Consider the following 16,762-nt stretch of genomic DNA (forward strand, 5'->3'; position numbering starts at 1 on the left):
AGCTAAGCGTGGCGACCCCAAGGGCCTTTGAGCGGGCCCCGTAGCGGCTCCTGCGCGCTGCCTGTAGGCGATTTGCCGTTGCTCCATGGGCCGGAGCGCGGCGGGAGCGGCGGCGTGTCGTCGGCCTCTCCGGGCGCATCCGTATCGGACGGCAGTGCCATCCGGCCGGGGTCGTGTCCTCCGGCGAATTTCACCAATGCAGCCACCCGCGAATCCACCGACGGATGTGTCGCGAACAGATCGGCAAAACCCTCGCGGGGATTGTCGATGCACATCTCCATCACGGCCGAAGTCGCGCCGGGCAGTTCGCCGCGATTCTCGATCTTGCGCAGCGCCGAGATCATGGCGTCGGGATTCTTGGTCAGCTCCACCGAACCTGCGTCGGCCAGCAGTTCGCGCGAGCGCGACAGCGCGAAGCGCACCACCAGCGACAATGCCCAGGCCAGCGCGATCAGCGCCACCGCGATGATGATGACAATGACTGCACCGCCGCCAGAGCCTTTGCTGTCGCTGTCAGACGAGGAAGACGATCGCGATGATCGGCTGCCGCCGAAGCGGAAACCGGAATTGATGAATATCCGGAAGAACAATTCAGCCGCAAAGCCGACCACGCCGGCGATGATGACGGCGACTACCATCAGCTGCACGTCGCCGTTGCGGATATGCGTCAGCTCGTGGCCGAGCACTGCTTCCATCTCGTCATCGTTGAGCGCGCGCAGGAGGCCCGTCGTGACCGTGACGGAATATTGCCGCGGGTTGAGGCCGGTGGCGAAGGCGTTCAGCGCATCACTGTCCATCACCTTCAGCTTCGGCATCGGTATGCCGCGCGAGATGCAGAGGTTTTCAAGGAGATTATAGAGTCGCGGCTGCTCCTGCCGCGTCACACTTTCGCTGCCGGTGATGCTATCGATCATCTTTTGATGACCGAAATAGGCGATGACGATCCACAGCACCGCGCCGATGGTGGCGAAGGGAAGCGCCTTGATCAGGTCGCGTGTTGCAGCATTGATGTAATAGGCGACCGAGCCGTTGCTGTTGACCGCCACCTCGCCGATCAGGGCGCCGGCGAACACCATCACGTAAATCAGCAGGAACAATCCCGCGAGCAGCAGCATCGAACGCGTCTTGTTCGAGGCAATATGCGTATAGAGACCATAGGCGGCCATGATGCAGTCCTAGGATTCACTATCAGCCGTCATTGCGAGGAGCTCTTGCTACGAAGCAATCCAGTCTTCGCTTATAGCTTTCTGGATTGCTTCGCTGCGCTCGCAATGACGTGGGGGGCATGTGTTCTGGGTCTGAGGATCAGAACTTGACCTGCGGCACGGCTTCGACCTCCTTGCGGGTCTCGCCGAGGTCGAAGAACTCCTTCGGGTGAAAGCCGAAGGTGCCGGCGAACAGCGCCGCGGGCATCTGCTGGATGCCGGTGTTGTATTCGGACACGGCATTGTTGAAGAAGCGGCGCGAGGCGGCGATCTTGTTCTCGATGTCCGAGAGCTCGGTCTGCAACTGCTGGAAGTTCGTATTGGCCTTGAGGTCCGGATAGGCCTCGGACAATGCGATCAGCCGGCCGAGCGCGCCGGAGAGCTGGTTTTCCGCGGCGCCGACCTGCGCCGGGCCCTGTGCGTTCATCGCCGAATTGCGCGCCTTGATGACGTCGTCGAGGGTGCCGCGCTCATGGGCCGCATAGCCCTTCACGGTCTCGATCAGGTTCGGGATCAGGTCGTGGCGCTGCTTGAGCTGCACGTCGATATCGGCAAAGGACTGGTTGACCCGCTGGCTCAGCGCCACCAGCCGGTTGTAGGCAGCAAATGCCAGGAAGATCAGGACAACGATGACGCCAAGAACGATCCAGCCGGTCGACATGTAAGAACCCCCAAAAGAAACCACCAAACCCAAAGCCTAGCCGATCATGCGGCCGCAGAGCAGGGGCCGCAGGCACGTCGCGGCACGGATTGGTCGCCGCGAGGGTGGAATACGTTCAAGGTGGCGAGGCGAAGAGGTCACCGCAGAACCTGCATGGCATGCGTGCAAGCCGGAAGTGTTGCAACGTTGCAACATTGCATCGGTCTTCGAGACTTTTGCGCTCAATGCCTGCGGGTTAGCGCGCATGTGCCATTCGTCATCCAACCGTCATGCGCAAAACCTAATGAAATCCTAACCTTTGGGCTGGGGAATGAACTGTGATGTTGGAATGGCGTAACGGCGCGAGCCGGCTTGCGATGGGCGTTGTTGTGGCGGCGCTGTTCGCGCCGATGACGGCGGAGGCGACGGACTATGTGGTGAATCCGGGCGCGCCGGACACAACCCAGAAGACGCTCACCACGACCGACACGCTGACCGTCAATAGTGGTGGCACGCTGTCGACGACCGGCGCTGTGTCCGTGATCTGGAATGGCTCGTCCAACACTGTTATCAATTCCGGCACCATCGCCGCCACAGGTGCCCGCGCCGTTAATTCAACGGGGGCGACCACGTCACGCACCTTTACGTTCTTGAACAACATCGGTGCGGTCTTGAGTTCGTCGTCCGACGACGCATTCCGGATCAGCACGGTGCTCACGAGCGGCACCATTCTTCTCGACAATGCCGGTCTCATCCAGGCAGGCGGCACCGGCTTTGCGGCGCTGGGCAATGCAGTCGATATCCGGCCGGTTGCAAACAACGGCGTCACCATCACCGTCATCAATCGCGCGACAGGCATTATCGAAGCGACGACGACCGATGCCGTGCGCCCAGGACAGAATGCAACGGTCCAGAATTTCGGAATCATCCGCAGCTTTGGAGCGAATACGGGCAGCGGCGCTGATATTTCCGATGCGATCGATGCGGGCAATCTGACCGGCGTCAAGGTCATCAACTCCGGAAGCGGACTCATTTCGGGCGCGCGGCACGGCGTGAATGCCGGTGTCGACATCAATGTCGTCAACGACGCGGGCGCGACGATCATCGGTCGCAACGGCTCGGGCGTCGGCTCAGATGGCACCGGCACTGTGTTCAACTACGGGCGGATCACGGGCGCCTATGCCGGCGCCGGCAATATCTTCACCAATGCCGGGGTTGCGTCGCTCAACGGCGATGGTGACGGCGTTGATATCGACCTCGCGGCAACCATCACCAATTACGGCATTATCGAAGGTACCGGTGCCGGTGGTTTCGACAACAACGGTCGCGCCAACAACAGCGAAGGCCTGTCGATCGGCGGTGGTACCGTCACCAACTTCGGTACAATCAGCGGCGCGTCCTACGGCATCGTTGTGAACAATGATTCCAACGCTGATGGGACGCGGAGCGGCGTGGCGGCGACGACGATCATAAACAACGTCGGCGGCACCATTATTGGCCAGAATGGCTACGCGATCCGTCTCGAAAACAAGAGCACGGCAACGCCGGCAATCAATAACGACGCGATCGTCAACTACGGCACCATCATCGGCAATGGCGCGATCCCAGACCCAAATGCGATCGTGTTGATGAATACGGGCGTGGCAGATCCCAATTCCGTCGGCACCCTCAACGGCGTCACCTATACCGGTACCGGCTCCGCCCGCTTCATCCGCGGCGATGGTTCGGCGATCCAGATGGGCGAAGGCAATGACGTGCTGACCAATTACGGCACCATCATCGGCAACACCGGCCGCGCCGTGAACATGGAAGGCGGCAACGACACCGTCAACATCATGAAGGGCTCGCGGATCGTCGGCCTCGTCGATGGCGGCGTTGGTACGGATACGCTGAACTACAACAAAGCGGGCCTCACCGACGCCAAGCGCGCTGCGCTACAGGCCGGTCAGACCGTGAATATCGGCGGTACGCTCTATACCTCGTTCGAGGTGATCACCGGAACGTCGTCTTCGTTCGCGTCCTTTGCCAGCGCGGGCTCGCTCGGCGTCGCCTCGCTGTTCGACAATCTGCCGGCCAACGCCACCAGCAGTTCGGTGGTCAACCTGCTCGACAGCGTTGCCAGCTCGGCAGATGTCGGCGCGGCGCTGGCGCAGCTCACGCCCGCGGCCTATCAGGGCCTCGGCCGCATGACCATGAATGACGCGTTCCAGACGACCTCGCTGGTCGGCCAACACCTGACGCAGAACCGCCTTGGCGGCCTCGGCACCGACATGTCCGGTGTCGGCAACGCGCTGGCGATGTTCGATGGCGGCATGTTCGACAAGAATTTCAGTGCCGATCGTGCGCTAGCTGCGGTGACGGGATTCCCTGGCAGCGCAAGTTCTGCGCTGGCGGATGCCGGCTGGGGCGGCAATGCCGCCGATGCGATGGCCTATGCGCCGGTGACCAAGGCTCTGCCCGGTCTGCGTCCGGTGGCTGTCGCTGCCGAACAGGGCCTGTTCATCACGTCGGGCGCGAGCTTCGCCCGTGAAGGCGCGCGAACTGACGCGCCGGGCTTCAAGTCGAACACCGTCAACGTGCTTGCCGGCTACGACCGGCGCATCACGGACAGCATCGTCGCCGGCGTGTTCGGTGGCTACGCGCTGACCCGCGGCGATATCGATAATGTCGGCAGCCACACCAAGATTTCGACCGGTACCATCGGCGGCTACGGCACCTATCAGGCGCCCGGCTGGTTCGCGACCGCCATGGGCCTCTATGGCTTCAGCGATTACGACACCACGCGCGTGGCGGTCGGCACGACGAACACCGCGGCGTTCAGCGGCGATCACTATGCGATCCGCGGCACGGTCGGCACAGACCTGCGCGTCAGCGGCTGGGTCGTCACGCCGGAGATCGGCCTGCAATATACGCGGGTGATGACCGACGGCTTCGCCGAACGCGGCGGCGCTGCGGCGCTGGTGGTCGGCTCGGACAGTTCGGAATCGCTGCGCTCGAGCGTCGGCGCACGCTTCGCCTATGACTACGCGCTGAATGGCGGCGTGCTGACGCCGGAATTGCGGCTGGCCTGGCTGCATGAATTCAGCGATGGCGTGCGCGGCATCAATGCGAGCTTCGCCGATACCACGCTGCCGGGTTCGTTCATCACCGCGACCGGCAGCGCGCTGCGTGATCGCGGCGTGATCGGCGCCGGCCTGTCCGGCAAGCTTGCGCCGCTCACGGTACTGTCGGTGAACTATGATGCGATCGTCGGCAGCAATGACGCCGTCGCGCATCAGGTGATGGGCCGCATCCGGCATTCGTTCTGATCTTTCTTCCCCTCTCCCCCAGCGCAGCGAAGCTGCGTTGGTAGGAGAGGGTGGATCGAACATGCGAAGCATGTTCGAGACGGGAGAGGGGGCGCCACAAGCAAGGCCCTCTCCCGCCTTCGCTGCGCTCAGGCACCCTCTCCCACGGCGCGCAGCTTCGCTGCGCTGGGGGGGAGGGGAAGTAAGTCGTCCTTACGGCTTCGCCATATGCCAGGCGCCGTTCAGGAAGCCGTCGCCATTGGTGTCGCCGGCGGCCGTGTCCTTCTTGAAGGTGTAGAGCGGCTTGCCTTTATAGGCCCACATCTTCTTGCCGTCGTCGCGCACGACGATGGTCATGTCGGCGCTCGGCTTGGCATCGTCCACCGCGAACAGCGGCGGCCAGTTTTCGGCGCAGGGACCGTTGCACATCGACTTGCCACCGGCATCCTTGTCGAAAGTATAGAGCGTCATGCCCTTGGCATCGACGAAGGTCTTGCCCTTGGCGGTGTCGGCGGTCTTCAGCGCCTGCGCCGAAGCGGCGCTTGAGGCGAGCATGAGAGTCAGAGCCGCGAGGGCGGCGAATGATTTGGTCATTGCAGCGGTACTCCTGATGATTGGGCGACGCAGTCGCGTCAGGAGAACAAACGCCGGGTGGGTTGGATTATTCCCATGGCCTCTCCACGTCATTGCGAGGTCAGGGAAAGCTTTCAGCTTTCCCCTTAGCGCAGCGACGAAGCAAGCAAGTAAGCACAAGCGAGGCAGGGCTGGATTGCTTCGCTGCGCTCGCAATGACGACCGATGGGTCAGGTAACCGCATCGCCCCAATCGAGCTTGCGGAACTTGGCATACTTCGCCTTGTCGCGGCGCGGTGCATTCGCGGCGATAACGCCTGCATTTGTGCAGAGTTTTGCCGTGATTTCGATCTTTGTCGTCACCGGTTGCGCAAGCACGCGCGAAGGCCGCTGGGCGATCGGCGCACGCGACAGCGCGACGTAAATAAATTTCTCGTCCTCATAGGGAAGTTCTGCAGACTTGAGTTGTTTATGCACACGGGAGCGCTGCAGCCGCTGGCTGAAGTGGCACCAGTCCGGCTTCACCAGCGGGCATGCATCGTCATGCGGGCAGGGCGCAATCACATGCGCGCCGTTCTTGATGAGCTGCGCACGCGCATCGAGGATGCGTTGATAGCCCGACGGCGTGCCGGGCTCGACGATAACAAGCGTATCATTCGTCTTCGTCCACATCGCCGCGACGAGTTTTGTCCGCGCGAGATCGTTGAGTTCGTTGATGACATAGCTCGCGATGACGAGATCGGCGGATGGGGCATTGGCGATTGTCGCGGCAGCGTCGCCGAGCGTGTAGTTCATCGCGGGGATGCGGTGGCTGTCCTGCGCCAAACCAAGCGCCAGGGTGCGCAGAGCGGGATTGGCATCGAGCAGTGTGAACGAAGCGAGCGACGCGAAGGCTTCGGCGCAGGCCCATGTCGCCGTTCCCGGCCCGGCGCCGCAATCGAGTAGCGTGGTCGGTGCGAAGTCCGGTCGTGTCTCCTGCAGCGCATTGAGGCTGGCGACGACCGCCGCATAGGTCGCCGGCATGCGGGCGAGCGCATAGGCCAGTGCGTCGCTCTCGTTGCGGATGGTCGTCGAGCCGCCGCCACTGCGATAGGTCTTCGAGATCGCGTCGGAGCGCTCCGCGGCGTCATTGCGCGAGAAGCCGTGCAGGCGGGCGTTGAGGGCGGCGGTGAGTTCGGCCGGGAGGTCGGGTGACATCGGTGGTCCGTCATGTTGTCGCGGTGCGCCGCGACCTTCGTATTGAACCCGAGGCCGCGGCTGCGACACCAACAGGCCTTCTCACCACATGGCGTCGGTGACGCCAAGACAGGAATATCGACGATGGATCACCCGGTCAATTTCACCGCACTTGCGGCGCTTCGGCCCGGCGACGCGCGCGAAGATCTCAGCCGCGCGCTTGGTGCGCGCTGGTGCGAACCTGCGCCGCATCAGCAGGGCCGTGTCACCGCCTTGTCGAAGCAGCACGGCTTTGAAGCGCAGATCGATACAGCGGGACGGATCGGCGCTATTCGTTATCGCGAGCCGTTCCCCGCCGCGCCAGGTGTTCTCGGTCTGCGGATCGGTATGCCGGTCGCGGACGCCCTGGCGGCGCTGCCGCAGCTCGCGCTGTCGCATCGCGCGCCGGTCTACGATTCCATGTATTTTGTCGCCGACGTCTCGCATGCGACGAAGCTTGCGCTGGCGTTTCGCTGGCAGGAGCTTTACGCGATCTCGTTGCGCAATCCAGCGGCCGTCTATCCGGACAAGCAGCCGATGGCGTATCCGGTGGCCGCCGGTGCGCCCGGCGCTCCCTTCGGCGATCCGAACTTCAAACTCGCCGTGATGTCGTCATTGCTGGAGAGCGGCGCGCTCGATCTGGCCGAGCCCGGGGATCTCGCCGCGTTCGTGCTGAAACGCGCGGTCGATCTCGAGGAGGACGGTTACGATCTGATCAGCGATGCCTACGATTATCTGGTGCGCTATCCCCTGACCGAGGCGGACCTGGCGAAGGTCGAGGCCATTACCTTCGATGGCGGCAGCGAGATCTATCCCTATTGCTATTATTTCTGGGACGGCGAGAGCGAAGAGTTCGACATTTCCAGTACGGCCGGGATCGGCCTGTGCCAGAACCTGCGGCAGCTCACCTGCATCGCGATGATCGAGCGGCTGGATGCGGCGGATCTCGTCGGTCTCGGCAAGCTCGAAACGTTGCAACTGCCGTCGGTGTGCGACAATCCCGGGCGTCTGCTCGAGCTCCCTGCGCTGAAGAAGCTGACATTCCCGGAAACCGCCATCCGCGATCCGGCTTTGATCGCCGCGTTAAAGGCGCGTGGCGTCGCGGTGCGCATCGACGCGTAGGGGAGGCGAGCTTTGTTTGTCTTGCCCTCCCCACCTGGCGAAGCTTCGCTTCGCGCGGGGGGGGGCAAGGAAGAGTTACGCCACTTCCTGATCGAGGATCTTCACCGCGTTTTCGAGATCCACCGACACCAGCTGTGACACGCCGCGCTCAGCCATCGTCACGCCGTACAGGCGGTGCATGCGCGCCATGGTGATTGGGTTGTGCGTGATGGTGATGAAGCGCGTTTCGGTCGAGGCGCACATTTCATGCAGCAGGCTGCAGAAGCGCTCCACGTTGTGGTCGTCGAGCGGCGCGTCGACTTCGTCCAGCACGCAGATCGGCGACGGGTTGGTCAAGAATACCGCGAAGATCAGCGCCAGCGCGGTCAGCGCCTGTTCACCACCGGACAGCAGTGACAGGGTCTGCGGCTTCTTGCCGGGCGGCTTGGCGACGATTTCGAGACCGGCTTCGAGCGGATCGTCGCTCTCGATCAGTTTCAGCTCGGCTTCGCCGCCGCCGAACAGTTCGACGAACATGCGCTTGAAGTGGCCGTTGACGATGTCGAACGAGGTCATCAACCGTTCGCGGGCTTCCTTGTTCAGGCTCTGGATGCCGGTGCGCAGCTTCTTGATGGCTTCGACGAGGTCGTCGCGCTCGGTGGCGAGGCCGTTATGCGTGCCTTCGACTTCGTTGAGCTCTTCCTCGGCGCGCAGGTTGACGGCGCCGAGACGCTCGCGGTCGCGGCGCAGCTTTTCCAGATCGGCTTCGATGTCGGCCAGCGGAGGCAACGTATCGTCCTGACGGACTTCGGCCAGCGCCGCGACGCCTTCCGGCTCGACTTCCAGCATGTCGCGGATTTCGCGCTCGATGTCCTCGAGGCGGCGCTTGCCGCTTTCCATGCGCTCCTCGGTGCGGGCGCAGGCTTCGCGCGCGGCCGAGAGAGCCTCCAGCGACCCGCGGGCATCGCGGTCGGTCTCGCGCATGGCGTTCTCGGCCGAGGCGAGCGCATTGGCGGCGAGCTGGCGCGCCTGTTCGGCGCTCTCGACTTCCGAGATCAGCGCGCGGCGCTTCTGCAGATAGAGCGCCGGTGCGTCTTCCAGTTCCGCGCGCTCGCGCGTCACTTCGGCGACGCGGGCGGCAACGGTCTCGATCTGCGAGGCCGCGGAGGTCTTGCGGTTCGCCCAGTCGGTACGCTCGGCGATGATCGCCTGCAGGCGGCGGTCGGCCAGTTCGGCCTCGCGGGCCAGTGCCTGCGCTTCGGCGCGCACTTGAGCTGCGCCGCGGCGATGGCCTTCGATCTCGCCGCGCACGCTGGCGAGCTGCGCCTCGGCGTCGGAGCTTTCCGGCAGATATTCCAGCGCGGCATGCGCGCTCTCATGCGCCGCTTCCGCTTCCATGCGATCGTTGGAGAGGCGCGACTGCGCTTCGGTCAGCGTCGCACGGCGGGCCGCATGGCGGTTGATCTCGCGCTCGGCATTGGCATGGCGCTCGCGGGCCTGGTCGACATCGCGGCGGGCATTGCGCAGGGCATCGCGCGATGCGCCTTCGGCCGAAGCCGCAGCCTTCAGCGCCTGTTCGGCGCTTTCCAGCGCTTCACGCTTGGCAATGGCGTCGATCTTGGCGTTTTCCAGATCGGCTTCGATATCGGTGAGGCGGGCGCGCTCGGCGAGACGGCGGGCAGCGCCGGTCGGCGCATGCGCACCGGCGACGAAACCGTCCCAGCGCCAGACGTCACCTTCCAGCGACACCAGCCGCTGGCCGGTCTGTAGCTGCGACACCAGGGCCGCGCCCTGATCCTTGGAGACGACACCGATCTGCTTCAGGCGGCGTGCGAGTTCGGCCGGCGCATTGACATGCGACGCCAGCGATTCCACGCCCGCAGGCAGCGCCGGATCGTTGGCGTGATCGCCGGCATTGGTCCAGCGCATCGGTGCGGACGGATCGACCGGCGCGTCCAGATCGTCGCCCAGCACGGCGCCGAGCGCCTTTTCATAGCCCTTGGTGACGCTGACGCCGTCGATGATCGGCGGCCACAGGTTCTTGGTCTCGCCGTTCAGGATCTTCGAAATCGTGCGGGCTTCGGTCTCGAGCCGCTGCACCTTCCTGTCGGCGTCGTTGAGCGGCGCGCGCGAGGCTTCCAGTGTCTGCCGTGCCGCGACATGGGCGGCCTCGTTGTCGGCCACGCTGCCTTCGGCCTGCAGCAGGATTTCCTGCGAGGTCTCCATCAGGGCGGCGAGTTCGTCCAGGTCGCCGAAGCCTGACGTCTGCGCCGTCAGCGCCTCAATCTCGGCCTCGACGCTGGCGATTTCCTGGCCCAGACGCGCGAGGCGATCGGCCTGGCTGCGCACGTTGGACTGCAACTGGTTGCGCTTGGCGGTCATGTCCGCATGGGCGGTGGTGAGTTCGGTGAAGGTGCGCTCGGCGGCGGCCAGCACGGCCTCGGCCTCGGAGACGCGGTCATCGACGCCGCCACGCAGCTCGACGCGCTGCATGATCTCTTCCTTGAGCATCGCGTCTTCTTCGTCGAGACGCAGCAGCGCGAATTCGGCGTCTTCCGACTGCTTCATCTCGCGCGCGACGTCGCTCTCGAATTGCGTCAGGCGACGGTCGAGCTCGGCGGCGCGCTCCTTGGCGCGCTCTTCCTCGCGGTCGAGCATGTCGCGGGCATTGGTCAGGCGCTGCAGGCCGGCGGCAGCGGCGGCTTCCGCCTCGCGCAGCGCGGGCAATTCACTGGCGCGGATCGCCTGGATGCGCGCGGCTTCACCCTGTTCGCGGGTGCGTTCGGCGAGATCGCGGACATACTGGTCGTGCAGCGTCGCGGCTTCGGCATTGTCCTGATGCGCCTGCAGCCAGCGCAGGTGGAACAGCATGGCCTCGGCCTTGCGCACCTTGCCGGCGACTTCGCGGTAGCGGATCGCCTGGCGGGCCTGCTTCTTCAGGCCTTCCATCTGGCCCGAGAGCTGGCCGATCACATCCTCGACGCGAGTCAAATTGGTTTCGGCGGCCTTCAGACGCAGCTCGGCCTCGTGGCGGCGCGCATGCAGGCCGGCAACGCCGGCGGCGTCTTCCAGCACGCGACGGCGCTGCTCGGGCTTCGCCTGGATGATTTCGCCGATCTTGCCCTGGTGGACGAGGGCGGGCGAACGCGCGCCGGTGGCGGCGTCGGCAAACAGGATCTGCACGTCGCGGGCGCGCACGTCGCGGCCGTTGATGCGGTACTGCGACCCGGCTTCGCGCTCGATGCGGCGGGAGATTTCGAGAATCTCGGCGTCATTGACCATGGCCGGCGCGGTGCGATCGGTATTGTCGATCGTCATCACCACTTCGGCGTGGTTGCGGGAGGCGCGGTTGCCGGAGCCGGCGAAGATCACCGCGTCCATGTCGGCGGCGCGCAGCGACTTGTGCGAGGTCTCGCCCATCGCCCAGCGCAGCGCTTCCACCAGATTGGACTTGCCGCAGCCATTGGGGCCGACGACGCCGGTCAGACCGGGCTCGATCATGAAGTCGGTCGGTTCGACGAACGACTTGAATCCGTGCAGGCGCAGACGCGTGAGTTTCATGGATACGGTACTCTGGTTAGCCGAACAGGCCACTTTATCGAAAAAGCCCCGGCAGAGCGCGAATCCCCCAGCACGAACAATAGCATAAATGCATCTGCCGCGCGGGTGGAGACTCGCTGGTCGCGGCTCTCATTGGCCCGGACAATGGCGAGACGAGGGCAGTCGCGCAACCGCGGAACCCCGCTTTTCCCAAGGGTTTTGCGGGGGATAGGTGGGGGAGGGCGTGAAAAAGGGCTTGTTTTAAAGAGGATGCCGGAGGAGCACGGCTTCTATTGGTGGATTTCACCGTCCAAGAAGCTCTGCCGCCCATCTGCGTCGGTCAGTCAGGTGTCTGCCAGACTAGGTTGAAGATCGACCTGTCCGAGTATTCGATGATCCAAGCGTGATGGTGTTGGAAGGATCAGCGAGGTTCAGCGAGGTAATGCGCGGGGGCTATCTGCCAACGCATAGATCGCTTCGTTCATGCTTCCGCGAAAGGCGACGTTTCTGATTTCTTGAGCATTGAGCGATTCGCCTCCTCTATTAAGTCTGAGAAAGACTTCATATTTTAGCGTCACGTTTGTCTGTTTTAGGAGTGTCACAACTCTAAGAAATGGCCGCAGTAAAAGCGCGTTGGTTATTTCGGGCGGGAGGTCCCGAAAATAGAGGCCTTCGACGTCGTCTAGCCGATCCAAATGTCGGAGGGGCAGGCGATTTCCAATAAAGTCTGCGATTGCGCGGAGGCGTTGCTTTCCGTCAATTGCGGTGTAAGTGCCGATCTCTTCTTCCGCGAGGTAAACGGGGGGGACTGGGACATTTAATAGAAAAGATTCAATCAGTGCCGATTGCTTTTCTGTGTTCCAGCGCTCTCGCCGTTGGAAGCCCGGTTGAAGGTCGATTGCGCCGCTGTCCACCATTCCCGCAAGTGTGCCAAGCGGCAAGTCTGCAGTTTGTACAACCAGCTGAGCCTGAGCTTCATTGAAGCTCTTTAGTACGGACTTTGAGTTGCGCATTCAGGGCCCAATTATCTCAGAACAGAAATGCTATTTCAGATCTGTTGATCTGAAATACGTTCATTTCCGTACTATAGCAAATGAGCTGAGGTCTAAGGAGCACTACAAAGGCTAACGGGGCTCGGCGTGGTATGCGAGTTGGCGTGGGCGAGATAGCTTGGCCCGCTGGCTGTGTGTTACAATGGAGTTTGTGTCAGGGCTTGGAGTTGGAGGCTTGGCCTCACACGTCCCGTGCATACCCATTCGGGCGACGCTGCTGCGGTGCGCCGAGCACGGCGATGCAGAGGCCGAGAAATGCCAGGCCGATGATCTCGCAGATGAAATTTTCAAACATGATACGCCCCTCACGCTAATGGGATGAGAATGCGGAGATGGCGCTTAAGCGTTCCTTAACGCGCGTTTACACCTGGAATCAGGGTTAATCTGCAAGCGCGCCATCCGTTAAGATCCGGCAGGCGCGTGGCGCGGCTATCGCCTCGCGGCTGCTGCCGGGCTGCTATCGCAGGGCTGCTAGGGTGTCAGCGGGCGGAGTCTGTGCGCTGTGCGGCATCGGGATTTTGGCCTTCAGCGCGGCTTCGCCTTCGGGCGTGATGCAATAACGCACCAGCGAGCCGGCCTGGAGCGCGATCCAGGTCTTGGCGACCATCTTGGACAGGGTCTTCGGCCCGGCAGGCATCAAATGCGGCGCAAGCAGGCCCGGCGTATCGCGCAATTTCTGAAGCGCGGTGCGCTCGACATAATGCGGCAGGTGGCTAGCGCGTGTCGGCATGGGGCAAGTCTCATCGGGTTGGACGAGGGGGACTGAACCATTCTTTTGGGTGAACTACGTGAACGCATGAGCGCGGCTTCAGTTGCATCCGGCATCGAAAAAATGCCCGGCGGGAACTTGACAGTTTTCCTATAAGATTATAATCAAATCTTATCCGGTTCGCGAGGGGCGCTTCATGAGGCGTCTTGAGGTGGGACAGGATGCGGCGCCTGCGGGTGTGGGGTGACGTACCCCGCACACTCGGGAGGCTTGGGGTCACCGTCCGGGCCCACTACGGGGCTCTGCCACTCATGCTGGCTGGACGTGGTATTGGTGAACGGCGCGAAATCGTCGGGATCAGCGGAGTGCGGAGCTCTGCCCTTTACCCGGAAGAACGGTCCCGAAGCTAAAAAGACGTCGCGGTGGCGCGCCCTCAAGGCGTTGCGCGGTTGCAGCTTGCCGGCGTTCCGGTGGAGCGGATCGCGACACACACCACCCTTTGCGCCTGATGGCGCGCCGCCGCCCCTCATGTTTCAGGAGGGGACTGCTCACACCTCGGACGCGCAAGCGCCGCGAGACTGCGAGAGCTTGGCTGTTTGAAGCGAAAAATCAGAGAAGATGACGGCGCGGCAGCGCGCTAATGCGACGCGCTGGCCGAGAACGCGTTGACGATGACCACGCCGGTCAGGATGAAGCCGATGCCGATGATGGCGGCGAGATCGAGCGCCTGCCGGAACGCGAAATAGCTCACCGCCGAAATCAGCACGATGCCGAGCCCGCTCCAGATCGCATAGGCGATGCCGACCGGCATCACTTTCAGCGCATGGGACAGGAAATAGAGCGACAGGATGTAGCAGACGGCCATGCCGAACGTCGGCCAGAGCTTCGTGAATTGCTGCGACTGAGCCAGCAGCGCCGTGCCGATGGTCTCCAGCACGATGGCGCAGCCGAGCGCGGCGTAGTTGAGGAAGGTCGGGGTCATGAAAGGGCTCGGACGTTCAGGAATCCCTGCCCGCGCAAAAACGGGGGAGGGACAAGAAGACCTCAGCTCTTCAGCAGCGGGGTGATCTTCTTGGAGAATTCCTCGAACGACTGTTCGCCCTTCAGCATTTCGCCATTGATGAAGAAGGTCGGCGTCGAGTTCACCTTCAGCACTTCATTGGCATATTTCTGGTCGGCGGCGATCTTGTCGAGCAGCGCCTGGTCCTTCAGGCATTCTTCCACGGCCTGCTGGCTGAGGCCGGCCTGCTTGCCGATGCGGGTCAGGGTCGCGGCGGTGTCCTTCATCACCCAGTCGTTCTGCTGCTTGAACAGCATGTCGATGACGGCGAAGTACTTGCCCGAATCCTCCTTGGCGATGCAGCGCGCCAGCATCGAGCCGGCGGCGGCCTTGATGTCGAGCGGGAATTCGCGAAACACGAAGCGGATCTTGTTGGTGTCGATGAAGGCTTCCTTGATCTTCGGGAACACCTGCTCGGTGAAGGCCGCGCAATGCGGGCAGGTCATCGAGGCATATTCGGTGACGGTGACGGCAGCATCCTTCGGGCCGAGCGCCATGTCGGGCAGCGACACCGGCTTGGCGACGTCGACGGCGTTCTGCGCGAATGCCTCGGAGATCAGCTGCAGCGGCGACAGGCCGATGGCTGCTGCGGCGCCGGTCAGGGCAAGGGCGGCGGTGAAGTCACGGCGCGTGATGATCAAAGGAATGCTCCAAAGCGGCGGCGGACGCCGGGACAAGGTTCGCTTCGCTAACTTGAAACCACAAATGTGGCAAGCACGCGCCGGTTCCGGGCGAGCTGGAAAGCCTCAACTTCGCTTGATCGAGGCGCCGAGCCGCGCCAGCGCGTCGCGCAACGCCTCGTCCTCGACCTCGGGCAGCGTTTCCGCAACCTGGGCGATCGCCTTGGCATCCGGCGGCTTCACGGTGCGACGAGGCTGCGGCCGTGACAGCGGCGCCTGGCGCAGCGCGATCTTGCCGACCGCGTTCCAGCCGAAAAAGCGGTTCACCCGCTGCAGGATCGCATCCGACGAATGCTGGATCTCCAGCGCCATCGGGCCTTCGACGCGCAGGATCAATGTCGCCGGCTCCTGCGGCTGGCCTTCGACGGGGCGCGGCCACTGGATCTTCAGCGGCTCCGAGAAATTCGCTACCTGCTGGCCGGCGATCTCGGCCCAGCGTGTCACCAGCTCGCGCGAAGCAAAGCCCTGTTTGGCATAGGCATCGGCAAACACCCCGCCGAGCAGGACGGAGAGCGGCTTGGCGGAGATCGGGCCGGGCTTGTTCATGAACGAGGCTTTTGGATACATGTCGGCATGAGTCTATCAGCCGCCGCCACCCGACGAAAGAAACCTTCCGCACGGGATAGCGGGGAAAGCGCCGCCGCCAAGCGTCCGGCCCAATTGCTCGCCTGGTATGACAAGCATCGCCGCAGGCTGCCGTGGCGGCCTTTGCCCGGCGAGGGCATCGATCCCTATCGGGTCTGGCTGTCGGAAATCATGCTGCAGCAGACCACCGTGCAGGCGGTCGGGCCGTATTTCGCCAAGTTCCTGGCGCGCTGGCCCACGGTGAGCGATCTCGGCAGCGCCTCGCAGGACGATGTGCTGCGGATGTGGGCGGGGCTCGGCTATTACTCCCGCGCGCGCAATCTCCACGCCTGCGCCGTCGCCGTGCTGCGCGACCATGGCGGCGTCTTCCCGGATACTGAGGACGGGTTGCGCGCGCTGCCGGGCATCGGGCCCTATACGGCATCGGCCATCGCCGCGATTGCCTTCGGCCGCCAATGCATGCCGGTGGACGGCAATATCGAGCGCGTGACGTCGCGTCTCTATGCGGTGGAAGAACCGCTGCCGAAATCGAAACCCGTGATTGTGGGGCTGGCGGCCACACTGCTCGGTCCGTCGCGCGCCGGCGACAGCGCGCAGGCGCTGATGGATCTCGGCTCCACCATCTGCACGCCCAAAAAACCTGCCTGTGTGCTGTGCCCGATCAATGACGATTGCGCGGCCAAGACCCGCGGCGATCAGGAGACGTTTCCGCGCAAACTGCCGAAGAAGGCGGGCACGCTGCGCCGCGGCGCCGCCTTTGTGGTCACGCGCGGCAACGAACTCCTCGTGCGCACCCGCCCGGAAAAGGGCTTGTTGGGGAATATGACCGAAGTGCCGTCATCGGAGTGGCTGGCCGGTCACGATGACAAGGATGCCTTGAAGCAGGCGCCGACCTTAAAAAATCTCACGGCGTGGCATCGCAAAACGGGCGCGGTCACCCATATCTTCACACACTTCCCGCTGGAGCTCGCCGTCTATACGGCGCACGTCCCGCCCCGCACCCGCCCCCCGGAGGGCATGCGCTGGGTCCCGATCGCAACATTGGACGACGAAGCCTTGCCGAACGTCATGCGCAAGGTCATCGCGCACGGACTGGATTGAAGTTTGAATCCAGAA

At 63.4% G+C, this 16,762-nt stretch carries 13 protein-coding genes; 3 read left to right on the forward strand and 10 right to left on the reverse strand.

The genetic code is table 11. The features are described 5' to 3' along the window. Positions 1-2 precede the first annotated feature (2 nt). Complete coding sequence (locus AB8B20_RS25095) at positions 3-1,166, reverse strand: M48 family metallopeptidase (protein ID WP_439073225.1); 1,164 nt, start codon at positions 1,164-1,166, stop codon at positions 3-5. Positions 1,167-1,305: 139 nt separating this feature from the next. After that, positions 1,306-1,866, reverse strand: a complete 561-nt coding sequence (locus AB8B20_RS25100) for a LemA family protein (RefSeq protein WP_439073224.1) — start codon at positions 1,864-1,866, stop codon at positions 1,306-1,308. Positions 1,867-2,186: 320 nt separating this feature from the next. Between AB8B20_RS25100 and AB8B20_RS25105 the strand changes: the two genes are divergently transcribed. Next, positions 2,187-5,153, forward strand: a complete 2,967-nt coding sequence (locus AB8B20_RS25105; RefSeq protein ID WP_439073223.1) for an autotransporter outer membrane beta-barrel domain-containing protein — start codon at positions 2,187-2,189, stop codon at positions 5,151-5,153. A 192-nt stretch (positions 5,154-5,345) separates the two neighbouring features. Here the strand turns inward: AB8B20_RS25105 and AB8B20_RS25110 are convergent, their stop codons facing one another. Together AB8B20_RS25110 and AB8B20_RS25115 are read right to left on the reverse strand one after the other, a co-directional pair. Beyond that, positions 5,346-5,726: a COG4315 family predicted lipoprotein gene (locus AB8B20_RS25110; protein WP_439073222.1), complete on the reverse strand. Its 381-nt coding sequence runs from the start codon at positions 5,724-5,726 to the stop codon at positions 5,346-5,348. A gap of 209 nt (positions 5,727-5,935) precedes the next feature. Further along, positions 5,936-6,901, reverse strand: coding sequence for a small ribosomal subunit Rsm22 family protein (locus tag AB8B20_RS25115; RefSeq protein WP_439073221.1), 966 nt, complete (start codon positions 6,899-6,901; stop codon positions 5,936-5,938). A gap of 123 nt (positions 6,902-7,024) precedes the next feature. Between AB8B20_RS25115 and AB8B20_RS25120 the strand changes: the two genes are divergently transcribed. Further along, positions 7,025-8,041, forward strand: coding sequence for a DUF6892 domain-containing protein (locus tag AB8B20_RS25120; protein ID WP_439073220.1), 1,017 nt, complete (start codon positions 7,025-7,027; stop codon positions 8,039-8,041). Positions 8,042-8,116: 75 nt separating this feature from the next. Here the strand turns inward: AB8B20_RS25120 and smc are convergent, their stop codons facing one another. The 6 genes from smc to AB8B20_RS25150 all read right to left on the reverse strand — a co-directional run bounded on the left by smc (position 8,117) and on the right by AB8B20_RS25150 (position 15,607). Then, positions 8,117-11,581, reverse strand: a complete 3,465-nt coding sequence (smc, locus tag AB8B20_RS25125; protein ID WP_439073219.1) for a chromosome segregation protein SMC — start codon at positions 11,579-11,581, stop codon at positions 8,117-8,119. Positions 11,582-11,991: 410 nt separating this feature from the next. Further along, complete coding sequence (locus AB8B20_RS25130) at positions 11,992-12,573, reverse strand: DUF262 domain-containing protein (RefSeq protein WP_439073218.1); 582 nt, start codon at positions 12,571-12,573, stop codon at positions 11,992-11,994. Between the two features lie 496 nt (positions 12,574-13,069). Next, complete coding sequence (locus AB8B20_RS25135; RefSeq protein ID WP_439073217.1) at positions 13,070-13,342, reverse strand: hypothetical protein; 273 nt, start codon at positions 13,340-13,342, stop codon at positions 13,070-13,072. Positions 13,343-13,958: 616 nt separating this feature from the next. After that, the gene (locus AB8B20_RS25140) at positions 13,959-14,303 is read right to left on the reverse strand and encodes a DMT family transporter (protein ID WP_068733204.1); all 345 of its coding nucleotides are present in this window, start codon (positions 14,301-14,303) and stop codon (positions 13,959-13,961) included. A gap of 62 nt (positions 14,304-14,365) precedes the next feature. Beyond that, entirely contained in the window at positions 14,366-15,022 is a 657-nt protein-coding gene (locus tag AB8B20_RS25145) for a DsbA family protein (protein ID WP_089262423.1), read from the reverse strand. Between the two features lie 105 nt (positions 15,023-15,127). Then, on the reverse strand, positions 15,128-15,607 hold the full coding sequence (locus AB8B20_RS25150; RefSeq protein ID WP_439073216.1) for a DUF721 domain-containing protein: 480 nt from the start codon (positions 15,605-15,607) through the stop codon (positions 15,128-15,130). Positions 15,608-15,634: 27 nt separating this feature from the next. Between AB8B20_RS25150 and mutY the strand changes: the two genes are divergently transcribed. Next, on the forward strand, positions 15,635-16,747 hold the full coding sequence (gene mutY, locus AB8B20_RS25155; protein WP_439073215.1) for an A/G-specific adenine glycosylase: 1,113 nt from the start codon (positions 15,635-15,637) through the stop codon (positions 16,745-16,747). The last annotated feature ends 15 nt before the right edge of the window (positions 16,748-16,762 follow it).

This window comes from Tardiphaga sp. 866_E4_N1_4 (genome assembly GCF_052076075.1).
In the GTDB taxonomy this organism is placed as follows: Bacteria; Pseudomonadota; Alphaproteobacteria; order Rhizobiales; family Xanthobacteraceae; genus Tardiphaga; species Tardiphaga robiniae.

What these genes read in the sequence shown, in the direction of transcription:
- AB8B20_RS25095 (WP_439073225.1), bottom strand. Translation starts at nt 1,166, where the DNA reads ATGGCCGCCTATGGTCTCTATACGCATATTGCCTCGAACAAGACGCGT.
- AB8B20_RS25100 (WP_439073224.1), bottom strand. Translation starts at nt 1,866, where the DNA reads ATGTCGACCGGCTGGATCGTTCTTGGCGTCATCGTTGTCCTGATCTTC.
- AB8B20_RS25105 (WP_439073223.1), top strand. Translation starts at nt 2,187, where the DNA reads ATGTTGGAATGGCGTAACGGCGCGAGCCGGCTTGCGATGGGCGTTGTT.
- AB8B20_RS25110 (WP_439073222.1), bottom strand. Translation starts at nt 5,726, where the DNA reads ATGACCAAATCATTCGCCGCCCTCGCGGCTCTGACTCTCATGCTCGCC.
- AB8B20_RS25115 (WP_439073221.1), bottom strand. Translation starts at nt 6,901, where the DNA reads ATGTCACCCGACCTCCCGGCCGAACTCACCGCCGCCCTCAACGCCCGC.
- AB8B20_RS25120 (WP_439073220.1), top strand. Translation starts at nt 7,025, where the DNA reads ATGGATCACCCGGTCAATTTCACCGCACTTGCGGCGCTTCGGCCCGGC.
- smc (WP_439073219.1), bottom strand. Translation starts at nt 11,581, where the DNA reads ATGAAACTCACGCGTCTGCGCCTGCACGGATTCAAGTCGTTCGTCGAA.
- AB8B20_RS25130 (WP_439073218.1), bottom strand. Translation starts at nt 12,573, where the DNA reads ATGCGCAACTCAAAGTCCGTACTAAAGAGCTTCAATGAAGCTCAGGCT.
- AB8B20_RS25135 (WP_439073217.1), bottom strand. Translation starts at nt 13,342, where the DNA reads ATGCCGACACGCGCTAGCCACCTGCCGCATTATGTCGAGCGCACCGCG.
- AB8B20_RS25140 (WP_068733204.1), bottom strand. Translation starts at nt 14,303, where the DNA reads ATGACCCCGACCTTCCTCAACTACGCCGCGCTCGGCTGCGCCATCGTG.
- AB8B20_RS25150 (WP_439073216.1), bottom strand. Translation starts at nt 15,607, where the DNA reads ATGAACAAGCCCGGCCCGATCTCCGCCAAGCCGCTCTCCGTCCTGCTC.
- mutY (WP_439073215.1), top strand. Translation starts at nt 15,635, where the DNA reads ATGAGTCTATCAGCCGCCGCCACCCGACGAAAGAAACCTTCCGCACGG.